Origin of the sequence: Dongia soli (assembly GCF_034044715.1) — a bacterium.
In the GTDB taxonomy this organism is placed as follows: Bacteria; Pseudomonadota; Alphaproteobacteria; order Dongiales; family Dongiaceae; genus Dongia_B; species Dongia_B soli.
In genome coordinates this window covers 192,950-205,371 of sequence record NZ_JAXCLW010000005.1, presented here as the reverse complement: position 1 = coordinate 205,371, position 12,422 = coordinate 192,950, and the positions used below count along the sequence as shown (strand labels likewise).

The 12,422-nt window shown below is 60.3% G+C and carries 10 protein-coding genes and 1 pseudogene; 7 read left to right on the top strand and 4 right to left on the bottom strand.

Features of this window, described 5'->3' with window-relative positions; all coding sequences use genetic code 11:
• Nucleotides 1-747 precede the first annotated feature (747 nt).
• Nucleotides 748-1,353, bottom strand: a complete 606-nt coding sequence (locus SMD27_RS17680; RefSeq protein ID WP_320509750.1) for a TetR/AcrR family transcriptional regulator — start codon at nt 1,351-1,353, stop codon at nt 748-750.
• A gap of 99 nt (nt 1,354-1,452) precedes the next feature.
• On the opposite strand from SMD27_RS17680, the gene SMD27_RS17675 reads away from it, so the two are divergent.
• Nucleotides 1,453-2,193, top strand: a complete 741-nt coding sequence (locus tag SMD27_RS17675; protein WP_320509749.1) for an SDR family NAD(P)-dependent oxidoreductase — start codon at nt 1,453-1,455, stop codon at nt 2,191-2,193.
• Between the two features lie 178 nt (nt 2,194-2,371).
• Nucleotides 2,372-3,289, top strand: a complete 918-nt coding sequence (locus SMD27_RS17670; protein WP_320509798.1) for a class I SAM-dependent methyltransferase — start codon at nt 2,372-2,374, stop codon at nt 3,287-3,289.
• 15 nt (nt 3,290-3,304) lie between these two features.
• Here the strand turns inward: SMD27_RS17670 and SMD27_RS17665 are convergent.
• Nucleotides 3,305-3,469, bottom strand: a pseudogene (locus tag SMD27_RS17665) (IS630 family transposase); the annotation flags it as partial.
• Nucleotides 3,470-3,598: 129 nt separating this feature from the next.
• On the opposite strand from SMD27_RS17665, the gene SMD27_RS17660 reads away from it, so the two are divergent.
• The 3 genes from SMD27_RS17660 (at nt 3,599) to SMD27_RS17650 (ending at nt 5,726) form a co-directional block, all read left to right on the top strand.
• Nucleotides 3,599-4,225, top strand: a complete 627-nt coding sequence (locus SMD27_RS17660) for an isochorismatase family cysteine hydrolase (protein WP_320509748.1) — start codon at nt 3,599-3,601, stop codon at nt 4,223-4,225.
• A gap of 185 nt (nt 4,226-4,410) precedes the next feature.
• Entirely contained in the window at nt 4,411-5,373 is a 963-nt protein-coding gene (locus SMD27_RS17655) for a DUF4118 domain-containing protein (RefSeq protein ID WP_320509747.1), read from the top strand.
• A 185-nt stretch (nt 5,374-5,558) separates the two neighbouring features.
• Complete coding sequence (locus SMD27_RS17650) at nt 5,559-5,726, top strand: hypothetical protein (protein ID WP_320509746.1); 168 nt, start codon at nt 5,559-5,561, stop codon at nt 5,724-5,726.
• A gap of 15 nt (nt 5,727-5,741) precedes the next feature.
• Here SMD27_RS17650 and SMD27_RS17645 read toward each other — a convergent pair whose 3' ends face one another.
• Both SMD27_RS17645 and SMD27_RS17640 read right to left on the bottom strand, forming a co-directional pair.
• Entirely contained in the window at nt 5,742-6,470 is a 729-nt protein-coding gene (locus SMD27_RS17645; RefSeq protein WP_320509745.1) for a DUF3313 domain-containing protein, read from the bottom strand.
• An 84-nt stretch (nt 6,471-6,554) separates the two neighbouring features.
• On the bottom strand, nt 6,555-7,430 hold the full coding sequence (locus tag SMD27_RS17640) for a hypothetical protein (RefSeq protein WP_320509744.1): 876 nt from the start codon (nt 7,428-7,430) through the stop codon (nt 6,555-6,557).
• An 859-nt stretch (nt 7,431-8,289) separates the two neighbouring features.
• Here SMD27_RS17640 and SMD27_RS17635 point away from each other — a divergent pair.
• Nucleotides 8,290-9,966, top strand: coding sequence for an arylsulfatase (locus SMD27_RS17635; RefSeq protein ID WP_320509743.1), 1,677 nt, complete (start codon nt 8,290-8,292; stop codon nt 9,964-9,966).
• Between the two features lie 30 nt (nt 9,967-9,996).
• Nucleotides 9,997-12,405: an arylsulfatase gene (locus SMD27_RS17630; protein WP_320509742.1), complete on the top strand. Its 2,409-nt coding sequence runs from the start codon at nt 9,997-9,999 to the stop codon at nt 12,403-12,405.
• Nucleotides 12,406-12,422: the final 17 nt, after the last annotated feature.

Sequence of the window (12,422 nt, the reverse complement as noted above, 5' to 3'; positions counted from 1 at the left end):
ACTGCGCCGTAGATTAGCGCCGGATCGTCGTCATTGCACCCTTCAACATTGAATTTTTGTATGGGTGACAATTTCAGGGTGAATATTCCGGTATGCGGCTTTAAATCACAGCCAACAAGATGATTGTCCGATAAGGCCGCGTCAGCAGCAGTGCATTCGGTAAAGAGATGTGATGCGCGTCACGCGCAGTGACTCCAGAACAAGCATCGGCACTTAACAACAGTCATGTCCGCCTTACCATCGCCTGACCGTCTTGCGCGTATGACGAGCCACGTGTTTGTTTTACGTCGTGTCTCCTTCGCCACAGGGGATGAAGACGAGGCGCGAAGATCGAGTTCGATCGACATCGAGAAGCCGGATCCAAAGCAGCGCGCGTTCCTGCCCAGGGCCCTTTGGATCAAGCCACGGGTGACAAGCGGGGATGTCATTAGGCAGCCTGCGATGGCCAGGAACACCGCCAGCACGCATCGGCGAACGATCCCGCGCAGCGCCCACCACAAACCAGCTTGTCATCCATGGCTAGGTGATGCCGGCAAGATGAATGTCAGCACCTGAAAACTTCCAAACCAGATCGGCATTGAAGCTGTGATTGTAGCTGTCCTTCGCCGCCTGCCCGTCATAGCCGATGTCGAGGCTGTGGTTCGATCCACCGGCCGAGACCGCCGCGCAGGCTGGGTGTCACGAATGCCCGTGATGACTGGCAACAGCGCCATCAATGACTTTGCAGAGACGGCAACGACAAGGTCGTCATCGACCTTCGCCGGTGAGCGCGGGCCAGGCCTTCATCGCGGCGCTGGCGACCTCGCGCAGCTCCTCGGCGGTGGCGCCGTCGCGGGCCTGGATCGACATGCCTTGCTGGACACTGAGAACGTAACGGGCAATCGCCGCCGGATCTGCCTTCTTGCCGATCTCGCCCTGGGCGATCGCTTTTTTGATCCGCCGCTCCACCAGCAGAAAGCTCTCGCGCCTGGCATCTTCGACGACCTGGTTGAGCCGCTCGCTTCCCTCGCCGCCGGCATAGGCCAAGGTGACCATGCAGCCGGCCGGCTTGTTCATTCCCGGTAGCTCTTCGGCGGAATCCTGGAGAAAGGCTTCGACGGCATCGCGCGCCGTCGCCGCCTTTTGGAACCCGCCCCAGACGCGCGGTCCCATATTGTTCATGTAGTGGGAGATGCAGGCCTCATAGAGATCCTCCTTGCTGCCAAAGCAGGCATAGAGGCTGGGCGGCGCAATCCCCAAAGCAGCGCATAGATCGGCAATGGAGGTGGCGGCAAAACCGCGTTGCCAGAACATCTCCATGGCAATTTGCAGAGCCTGATCCCGATCGAAGCCGCGCGGCCGTCCGGTTCGCATTTCGCACCTCTCTTTAGCGATCAATAAATAATTCCTCTTGACGTCGACCGCAATCCTCCATTAGCAATTATTTAGTGATCGATACATAAGGAGTCTGCTATGGGAAAACTCAACGGAAAACGTGCTCTGGTGACCGGCGGCAGCCGGGGGATCGGCGCTGCGATCGCGCGCCGGCTGGCGGCGGAAGGCGCGGATGTCGCTATCACCTACCAGCGCTCGGCCGAAGCCGCGGAGAAGGTGGCGGCGGAGATCCGCGCGACAGGCCGCAAGGCCGTGGCGATCGCCGCCGACAGCGCCGACAGCCGTTCCGGCGAGGCCGCGGTGGCGGCAACGGTGGCGAAGCTCGGCGGGCTCGACATCCTGGTCAACAATGCCGGCATTTTCGAAACCGGTAAGATCGAGGAACTGTCGCTCGCGGATATCGAGCGCAATCTCGCCGTCAATGTCACGGCCGTGGTCCTGGCGAGCCGCGCCGCGATCCTGCATTTCGGCCCCGGCAGCCGCATCATCAATATCGGCAGTTGCCTGGCATCGCAGGTCCCGGCCCCCGGCATGGCCATTTATGCCATGACGAAATCCGCTTTGGTCGGCCTGACGAAAGGCCTGGCGCGGGATCTCGGCGCCACCGGCACGACAGTCAATGTCGTGCATCCCGGCCCGACGGATACCGATATGAATCCGGCCGCCGGTGACCACGCGGAAGGGCAGCGCCAACGCATCGCCCTCGGCCATTACGGCACAGCCGATGACATCGCCGCGAGCGTCGCTTTCCTTGCCAGCGAAGACGGCCGCCACATCACCGGCGCCGAACTCGCCGTGGATGGCGGCGTGAACGCCTAAAGATTGGCCCCTCACTTCCCTCTCCCTTCTGGGGAGAGGGTCGGCGCCTTCTGTGGGATCCTCAAATTCCGCCAGAGGTTCGCACGTGCCAGTATCGCCTAGAGCACGTCCGTTTTAATCAGGGTCATGGTCGTTATGCCTCCGGCAGGCGTCTCGCGGCGATAACGGATTAGTTGCCATCAGACGTCGCGTCTGTTTACCTGAGCCAGCTATCGAGGTCAGGTACTACCGGCGATTCGCGGAGGGGAACATCAGTACCAGCAAAAATTCAACATCAACCGGCCATGAAGCGAGTGACGCAAGCTGGCTCGATCTTCATTTCGAGTCATCGCGGCCGGAATACGAAGACGCACTTACCCGAGTTGGAATGCAACATGGCTGGGACGTGCTCGATGCGGGATGCGGGGGCGGAAGCTTCCTTCCGCTCATCTGTGAGCTGACTGGCTCCAACGGGTCCGTGACAGCTCTTGATCTTGCGCCTGAGAATATTCAACGCGCCGAGAGCTTGATTAAGGATGTCCCGGATCGGCCGAAGGTGCGCACCCGCGTTGGCAGCATTCTGTCGCTTCCTTTCAAACATGCTTCCTTCGATTGCGTATGGTCTGCCAATGTTATGCAGTATCTCACGCCGGCGGAATTTCAGCAGGCCACGGATGAAGTAAAACGCGTATTGAAGGCCGGCGGCATCCTCGCCGTAAAGGACTTCGATTCGACGCTTCTGCAGATACTGCCTATGGATCGCGGGGTATTTGCCCGCTTCATGACGGCGCGATTGCAGACGTTCCGCGACAAGGGAGTGCTTGGAACCGATTGTGGCTCTTCGCTTCCCAGACTTTTGCGAGACGCAGGGATGGAGATCGTCTGGCGCAAAGGCTGGCTTGTCGAACGGTGGGCCCCTACTGGCGAGCACACGCGCAATTATGTACGCGACTTAATCTCCTATTTCACGACTGCAGCGCCGGATTACGACCTCCCTGAAAGCGATCAGTATTATTGGAAGGAACTGGCAGCAAATCCTGAGAGTCTGCTTGATCAGCCTGATTTCTGCTACCGCGAATTCTTCGTTCTCACGGTTTGCAGGAACGCGGCAATCTAAGAACACGTCCGTATTTTAATCGGGGTCATATCCTGCAGCCGCGAAGTAGTTGGCGCATTCGTAAGGCTCGAAGAGGTTGACAATTTCTCCGACAGTGCTCCACAAGGCGTCGACGGAACGCTCGGCCTTTGCTCGCAGGAGCGCCTTGAGTTTCGAGAAGGCGTTTTCGATGGGGTTGAAGAAGATGATATCGACCGGAGATTGGCAGCGATGAATTCAACGAAGGTCGGTGAAGCCAGCTTGAACGATAGCTGAAGCGTGCAACGCGCGGCTGGACTTAGCCGATGGCTTCCAACGAGGAGACGAGAGATGGCCGAGACCAGCTATTCCCGCGACCGCACCGCCCTGTTGCTGGTCGATCCCTATAACGACTTTCTGTCGGAGGGCGGCCGGGTCTTCCCGATGTTGAAGGAGCTTGCCGAGAAGGTCGGGCTGCTCGACAACCTGCGCGCCCTGAACCGCGCCATCCGTGCCGCCGGCATCCAGGTGGCGTTCGTGCCGCATCGCCGCTGGGAGCCGGGCGATTATGAGCACTGGGATCATCCCAGCCCCTCGCAGCGCAAGATCATGCAGATGCACCATTTCGCCCGCGGCGAATGGGGCGGCGAGTGGCATCCCGATTTCGTGCCGAAGCCCGGCGACATCGTGGCCCAGGAGCATTGGGGATCGAGCGGCTTCGCCAATACCGATCTCGATATGCGCCTGAAGCAGCGAGGGATCACCCATGTGATCATCGTCGGCCTGCTCGCCAATACCTGCATCGAGGCGACCGCACGTTACGCCCAGGAGCTCGGCTATCATGTGACGCTGGTGCGCGACGCCACCGCCGCCTTGCATCCGGAAGGGATGCATGCCGCCCACGATATCAATGGCCCGACCTTCGCCCATGCCATCCTGACAACGGCAGAGCTGATTGCGGCCTTGCCGAAGGCGTAATCGTCCATAGCCAGGCTTGCAGCACAGCTTGCTGCGTGAGGTATTAGGAGACGGGCAGCGGGTGCCAGCGCGCATTTATGCGACGCCGCCTATGGGACGAAGTGCCATCACCTTCCTCTGCGCAGGTTCCTGTGCGCAGATAAAACGGGCTGATTGCATGCCACTTGCATCAGGGGCAAGCAGGCGTGACAATCGCGCATCTGCTCAAAGGGGAGGTCATGCAATTGCCGCCGGAAACTCCGCTACCCGACAGTCCCGCCTCATCCGGTCCGTCAACAGCAAGCCAATCCTTCGCCCATTCGCCATCCGATCAGCCATACGCCGACCGGACGGAGGGTCAAGCCGGCGTCGATAACTGGGCGGGGATATATGGTTATGTGATAGCCGTGATCTCCACCGCCATCGCCACCGCCTTGTCCTTTGGCATGCGCTGGTGGAACGGCGATACCTTTCTTTTCCCCTTCTTCGTCGCGGTCATCGTCACCGCCTGGTTCGGCGGCCCGGTCCCGGCCTGGATCGCCACAGTGATCTCCATGCTGGTGGTCGATTACTTCTTCACCCTTCCCCTTCACACCTTTGTCGTCTCCGCGGCCTCGATGCCGTATTTCCTGGCTTTCGTGCTGTGCCTTGCCGTCACCTGTCTCGTCGTCGCGCGCCAGCGCCGGACCGAGGCCATGGCGCGCCTGACCCAGGAAGAGATCGCCGCCCATGTCGCTGCCGGCACCAGCCTGCTGCGCGAGGCGAATGACACCTTGACCGAGAAGCTCGAACGGCATCGCGCCCAGCATTCGGCCGCGACCGCCTTGTTCGAGCGCAGCGATGCCCTGCTGCTGCGCCTCGATGCCGGCGGCCGGCTGCTCGATCTCAACCCCGCTGCGGCGAGACTGACCGGTCTCGACCGCAGGGTGGCGCGCAGCCGCAGCATCTACGAATTGCTGATCCCCGGCGGCGAGCGCGCCGCCTTGCAAGCCGCGTTGCATGACGTGGCCAGCGGCCGCCAGCCCGCCGCCGAGGGCTTCACCACCTGGCGCGGCGCAGACAACCGGCCCCGCCGCATTCGCTGGACCGCCACCGCGGTCGATGCCGGCGCCGAGACAACCGAGATCCTCTGTCTCGGCCTCGATGTGACGGAGAGCTACGCAAGGTGAGCTCGCACCGCGCCCGGCTTCGCCCATGGACCCTCGGGTCAAGCCCGAGGGTGACAAGCGAGCGCGGCGTTTGACGCTCTGCGATGAGCGGCACCACTGCACTTTTGTAAGCGCTACCACGAGCTTGCATCGCGCGAACGGCAAACAAAAGGTCGTCACCCTCGCACTTGATCCGAGGGTCCATCTTGGCGACTGATGAAGGGGGCAGTTACCAAGCCATCGACATCACCGGCACCGCGCCCGGCTTCAAGCCCGAAGGTGACAAGCGAGCGTGGCAGTTGACGCGCTGCGATGAGCGGCACCGCTGGGCGAGAGCGTTCCGGCAATCGGCGAGTGGAACCGACCGCCGGTGATCGCGCAAACTGCGGTCAGGCCTGTTTCTGGCAGATGCCGAGCTTCCTCAGCCGTTCCGCGAACTGCTTCGACCAGGCGACGAAGGCATTGTCGACATCTTCCCAGCTATTGAACGTATTGGTGCCCAGGGCATTCTGCCCCGCGCGCTGATCGACCGCTTGCCAAAGCAGCACGCCGGTCTTCGAATCGGTTGCATAGCCTTCGGCTGAAGCAGAGCCGGCAAAGACACCGGCCCCGTCATTGAAGGCAAAGGCGGCCAGGGTCGAGACCACATGGGCTTGCGGAATATAGGTGGAGATGGTGTTGAGCCCGGGATCCGATTGCACCGCATCGGTCAGAGCCACGCGGACGCGGATGGTATTGGGGCCGGGTTCCGTCGTCATCTGGCATTCGTTCGACAGCGCCTCGTAGATATGCCCGTTGAACGTATCCGCCAGCGATTGCTGCACATCGGCCGGCAGATCGTTCAGGCGCGAGTCCTGACCGACCCAGATCGTCACGGGATCAAGAATGACCTTGTCATAGCCGCCTGACGACATCTGGGGATTGAGATAGACCAAGGACGCCTCGCCGCTTTTCCCCGGCTGGAGCAGCACCGGCTGCGGCAGGAAGCCGCCCGCGGGCTTCACATCGCTCATCTGTGTGGTCCGGCTGCAAGCAGCGATCGCACAGATCGCAGCGATGACCGCCAACGATCGAAGGACCGGCCGCGGATGAATGCCATGCGATGTCAATGTCGTCACGATACACCTCCCTGGATGAAAGACCGGTCGGCCAGCCGCCGCCGATGACTCACGCTATCTGAACGCACGCATTTTCATGCAGGCTTACCAGCGGACCGTCATGCCGAGGATCGGGCCGTGCAGGATCACATCCCATTTGAACTCCTTGCGACCGGAGCCGTTATCGTAATCCTGCCCCATCGCGCGATAGCCGGCCCAGACTTCACCCACCGCATTCCACATGGAAAAGTGATAGCCAAGCATTGCCTGGGTGTTCCAGGTGAAGTCCGAGCCGACATTGAAGCCGCCGACATCGCCGCGCAGGCTGAAATCAAAGCGTTTCGTCAGCCCCAGCAGCAAGCGCCCGCCAATGAAAGGATCCCACCAATCCTCGGTCGAATCGTAATCGCGCCGGAAAGTCTGATCGAATACTTTCAGCGCATTGTCGGTATTCGCATTGAGATAGGTATAGCGCGCCCCGGCCAAGGCATCGACGGAGATCGCACCGCCGCCGATCTCCGGCGATGGATGCCAGAGCGGCGCATCTTCGATCACCCGATAGAAGGCGCCCGTCTCCAGAAAGACCAGTTGCTGCTGCACATCCGAGGTAAAATGCTCGCCATGGAATGAGGCATCCATATCGGCATAACTGCCATCGAGGAAGATGCCAAACCGGTCATATTGGATCTCCACATGCCCCTGCAGGGCGACGAGGCTGTCGGAATGTTCCAGGATGTCGAGGAAGCTGGCATGGACATCCGCCGATTGCCGGCCGAAACCAACGGTCCCATAAATGCCATAGGCCCAGGCATAGGGAGCTATGAGAAAGTGCCAGGGGGAAGATGTCGGCGCCGTCTTGCTGCCGACCGGATCGGCCGCCATGACGGGATCGATCAGGACACAGAGCAACGATGCCGTGCTGCCGATGACACGACAGCGACGAACAAAACCTCCATGGCCACGTAACCTTTGTCGTCTCACGAGGCATATCCTGGCCGGTGATGGGATTTATGGGCATTCCGTCGACGCACTTCCCGCCGCGCCTATATCGCAGTGGGTCCACATGCCGTTCTGCTGGCCGCCGAGGCCAGATTGCTCCACGCCGCAAGACGATATGCAGCTTTTACCAGACAGGTCTAAACGATTTGGCCGCCACTTCGCGCATCATATCCCCCGCTGGAAGCCTGTTCCGCCGCGCACGGTGAGATCGCAGCGTGATCTCCGCCGGCAATCTCGCATGGGATGAAGACGGTTTGGTGATGCGCCGTCGCTCATCCGATGATGTCGCACCAGCCTATGCCTGATGCAGGTGCCGGTCAATGCGGCCTCGCCGCGACACGGCTTGGTGACAACGCGGCTTGCTGACAATTCACCTGCCGCGGCATCGGAACGCAATAGCGGCTCATATTCTCATCCAGGTTAATGCTGTTCCCGCCGATGATGCAGGCAACGTCGATCATCTCATCCGTTTGAAGGATGTTTCGCTCGCCGACAGATGCTATCGTCCCGCGCTTCAAGAAGTATCGCCTTCGGGGACTATCTCCGGATTGACTGCGGATGTGGTCTGGTGCCTCGCGCACCGGAACGCAAGGCCTAGGCCTGTTTCCGCAATTTAGATCCATGCTTGATCTCCGCGTATGAGATCCCGCAGGTGAACAAGACCTTCACGACCGCAGACCGGGCCTTACTGCACAACACCATTTGATTTGTATCACCTTTGAGATCGGCGGATTTGCCAGCGGCAACCTGCCGGAATCTGCGCAAGCCGCACAAATCTTCGCCGGCCCGGATATCAGGAAAGCAAGCAGATCAACAGCAATTGGCGGAAGGGGAAACTCCGATGCTTATGCGCTTAAAAACCTTTTTCATCAGTGCCGCGGCACTTTCCATCGCCGTGACCCTGTCGATCCCCTCACGCGCCATGGCGGCCGACAAGCCCAATATCCTGGTGATCATGGGCGACGATGTCGGCTGGTTCAATATAGGCGCCTATAACCAGGGCATCATGTCGGGCAAGACCCCGAATCTCGATCGGCTGGCTGCCGAGGGGATGCGCTTCACCGATTATTACGCAGAAGCGAGCTGCACTGCGGGCCGGGCCAATTTCATCACCGGCGAGCTGCCCCTGCGCACCGGCCTGACGACGGTGGGCCAAGCCGGCGCCGATGTCGGTCTCCCGGATCAGGCGGCAACGCTTGCCACAGTAATGAAGTCGCTCGGCTATGCAACGGGGCAATTCGGCAAGAATCACCTGGGCGATCTCAACAAGTATCTGCCGACGGTCCACGGCTTTGATGAATTCTTCGGCTATCTCTACCATCTCGACGCCATGTCGGATCCGTACTGGTTCGACTATCCGCAGGATTGGGTCGACAAATATGGCCCTCGCGATCTGATTCACTCTTATGCGACCGACACGGATGACGCGACCGTCCAGCCGCGCTGGGGCAAGATCGGCAAGCAGCGGATTGTCGATGAAGGACCGTTGGCGCCATTTCCCAACATGGCCGGTCGCCAGCACTGGCAGGAAGGCCGCACAGCCAAATACAACATGGAAACCTTCGACGAGGTCCTGGTCCAGGCCAGCACGGCCTTCATGGATAAGGCGAAGCAAGACGGCAAGCCGTTCTTCGTCTGGCATAACACGACCCGCATGCATGTCTTCACCTATATCTCGCCCAAATACCAGGCGATGATGAATCCCACGAGCAATTACGGGCTTGAGGAAGCCGGCATGGCGCAGCTCGACGACAGCGTCGGCGCCTTGCTGAAGCATCTCGACGATATCGGCGAGGCCAATAACACCATCATCATCTTCACCACCGATAACGGGGCCGAAGTCTTCACCTGGCCGGATGGCGGCATGACGCCGTTCCGGGGCACCAAGGGAACCGTTTTCGAGGGCGGCTTCCGCGTGCCGGCGATCATCCGCTGGCCGGGCAAGATTAAGCCGGGCAGCGTCGAAAACGGCATCGTGTCCGGACTCGACTGGTTCCCGACACTGGCCGCTGCCGCCGGCAATACGGAAATCAAGGACCAGCTCTTGAAAGGTGTGAGCCTTGGCGAGCGAACCTACAAGAACCATCTCGACGGCTATAACCAGATGGACCTGCTCTTGGGCAAGGGACCGTCCGCACGGCACGAACTCTTCTATTTCGGCGGGCCGGAGCTCGGCGCCATCCGCATCGACGATCTCAAGTTCCAATTCTATCAGCAGCCCTTTGGCTGGCCGGGTGAGAAAGTGACGACGGATATGCCCACCGTTGTCAATCTGCGCCAGGATCCCTTCGAGCGGACCCCGTCCATCCGGGGAGAGAGCCTGAACAACTCGGGCGGCGGATACCTGAACGATTTCTATGCCCGTGAATTCTGGCGTTTCGTCCGTGTACAGGAAGCAGTGGCGGAGCTGGCGAAGACAGCGATCGACTATCCCCCGATGCAAGCCCCCGCTTCCTTCAACCTGGATGCCGTCAAGGCCAAGGTCGAGGAGATGATGAAGCGCCACGAGGGACAGTAGCGCCGCTGTCGTTTTGACACGGAGGATGTTATGAGAGCTGGCAGCTTGACGATCATCGTTGTGGCGGCGTTCACTGCCTGCTTGCTGCGAACCGTTCCATCGATGGCCCAGCAGATCACCGGCACGCCGGGATCGCCCAACGCGACCACCACCATTGACGGAAAATATCTGCCTGCACCGCCATCGCAATTCGGTGGCGACATCAATCCCAGCGCCGACCGGTCGAAGCCCTATTGGCCACCTTCGATCGTTCCGCCGAAAGGCGCGCCCAATATGCTCCTGGTCATGACCGACGACGCCGGCTATGGCGTTTCGGGCACGTTCGGCGGCGTCATTCCAACACCCGCGCTGGACCGGATCGCCGAGATGGGCCTGCGCTATACGCAGTTCCACTCAACCGCCTTGTGCTCGCCCAGCCGGGCAGCGCTGATCACCGGCCGCAACCATCACTCCACGGGCTTCGGTGTGATTACCGAACAATCCACCGGCTATCCGGGCTATGACTCGATCATCGGCCTGGACAATGCAACCATCGGCGCCATTCTCAAGGGTAACGGCTATCTCACCTCATGGTTCGGCAAAGAGCATAACACGCCCAGCTTCCAATACAGCCAGGCAGGTCCCTTTGACCAATGGCCCTCCGGCATGGGCTTCGACTATTTCTACGGCTTCATGGGCGGCGAGACCAATCAATGGACGCCCTACCTCTTCCAGAACACGACCCAGATTTTCCCCTGGATAGGCAAGCCCGGCTACAACCTCACCACCGATCTGGCGGATGAAGCCATCAGATATTTGAAGCAGGTGAGCGCGGCAGCGCCCGACAAGCCCTTCTTCCTCTATTTCGCGCCGGGTGGCACCCACGCGCCGCATCAGCCGACACCCGAATGGATCGAGAAGTTCAAAGGCAAATTCGATATGGGCTGGAACGAGATGCGCGAGCAGATCCTGGCCAACCAGAAGCGGCTTGGCGTGGTACCGCAGAACACGCAGCTTACCCCCTGGCCCGACGACCTGCCGAAGTGGGACACGCTCAGCGCCGACGAGAAGAAGCTCTTCACCCGCCAGGCAGAGGTCTATGCGGCTTATGTCGCCTATACCGATCACGAAATCGGCCGGGTCATCCAGGAGGTGCAAGACCTGGGCAAGCTCGACAACACCCTCATCATCTATATCGAGGGCGATAACGGCACCAGCGCCGAGGGGTCCACTTTGGGCACGACATTCGACCTTGCGGCCATTCAAGGCATCGATATACCCGTCGCCGATCAACTGAAATTCTACGATGCCTGGGGTTCCGACCGAACCACACCGCATATGTCGGTCGCCTGGTCCTGGGCCTTCGATACGCCGTTCAAATGGACCAAGCAGGTAGCATCGCATTTCGGTGGGACGCGGCAGGGTATGGCGATTGCCTGGCCGGACCGCATCAAGGATGCCGGCGGGATCCGCAGCCAGTTTCACCACATCATCGACATCGTGCCGACCATCCTCGAGGCCGTGGGCGTCCCGGCGCCGGTGATGGTCAACGGCATTGCGCAGAAGCCGATCGAAGGCATCAGCATGGCCTATACCTGGGACAAGGCGAGAGCGGATGCCCCGTCCAAGCGCATGACCCAATATTTCGAGATGTTCGGCAACCGCGCGATCTATCATGACGGCTGGATCGCCGCCACGACCCCGCCGAGCCCACCCTGGCTGATGGGCCTGACGAAAATGCCGGATGTCGTCGATGGTTATAAGTGGGAACTCTACAACCTCGCCGAGGACTATTCCGAAAACAACGATCTGGCGACCAAGGACCCGGACAAGCTGCGGCAAATGCAGCAGCTTTTCCTGGTGGAAGCCGCGAAATACAACGTGTTCCCACTGGATAATTCGGTCGCCCAGCGCCTCACCGCGCCAAGGCCCAGCGCAACCGCCGGACGGGCGGATTTCAGCTATTCGGACACGATGTCCGGCCTGCCGCCCAGCAGCGCGCCCGACATCCTCAACAGATCCTACATTATCACGGCGGAGATCCAGATTCCGGCGGAAGGTGCGGATGGCATGCTCGTCACACTGGGCGGCCGTTTCGGCGGCTATGGCCTGTACGTGCTGAACGAAAAGCCGGTCTTCCTCTATAACCTCCTGAACCTCGAACGGTTTCGCTGGGAAGGCAAGGAAGCGCTGTCGCCCGGCAAACATACCATCGCCTTCGATTTCAAATCTGATGGACCGGGCTATGGCAAAGGCGGCCATGGCGTGCTGAAAGTCGATGGCAAGGAGGTCGCCAGCCAGACGATCCCGCATACCATTCCGTTCATGATGACGATCGATGAAACATTCGATGTTGGCATCGATACGCGCAGCTCGGTCGAGGATAAGGATTATCAGGCGCCGTTCGGTTTTACCGGCAAGATCGACAAACTCACCTTCAGCCTTGGCTCAGGGGGCTGAGGCTGGAGATGCCGGCT

What these genes read in the sequence shown, in the direction of transcription:
- SMD27_RS17680 (WP_320509750.1), bottom strand. Translation starts at nt 1,353, where the DNA reads ATGCGAACCGGACGGCCGCGCGGCTTCGATCGGGATCAGGCTCTGCAA.
- SMD27_RS17660 (WP_320509748.1), top strand. Translation starts at nt 3,599, where the DNA reads ATGGCCGAGACCAGCTATTCCCGCGACCGCACCGCCCTGTTGCTGGTC.
- SMD27_RS17675 (WP_320509749.1), top strand. Translation starts at nt 1,453, where the DNA reads ATGGGAAAACTCAACGGAAAACGTGCTCTGGTGACCGGCGGCAGCCGG.
- SMD27_RS17635 (WP_320509743.1), top strand. Translation starts at nt 8,290, where the DNA reads ATGCTTATGCGCTTAAAAACCTTTTTCATCAGTGCCGCGGCACTTTCC.
- SMD27_RS17630 (WP_320509742.1), top strand. Translation starts at nt 9,997, where the DNA reads ATGAGAGCTGGCAGCTTGACGATCATCGTTGTGGCGGCGTTCACTGCC.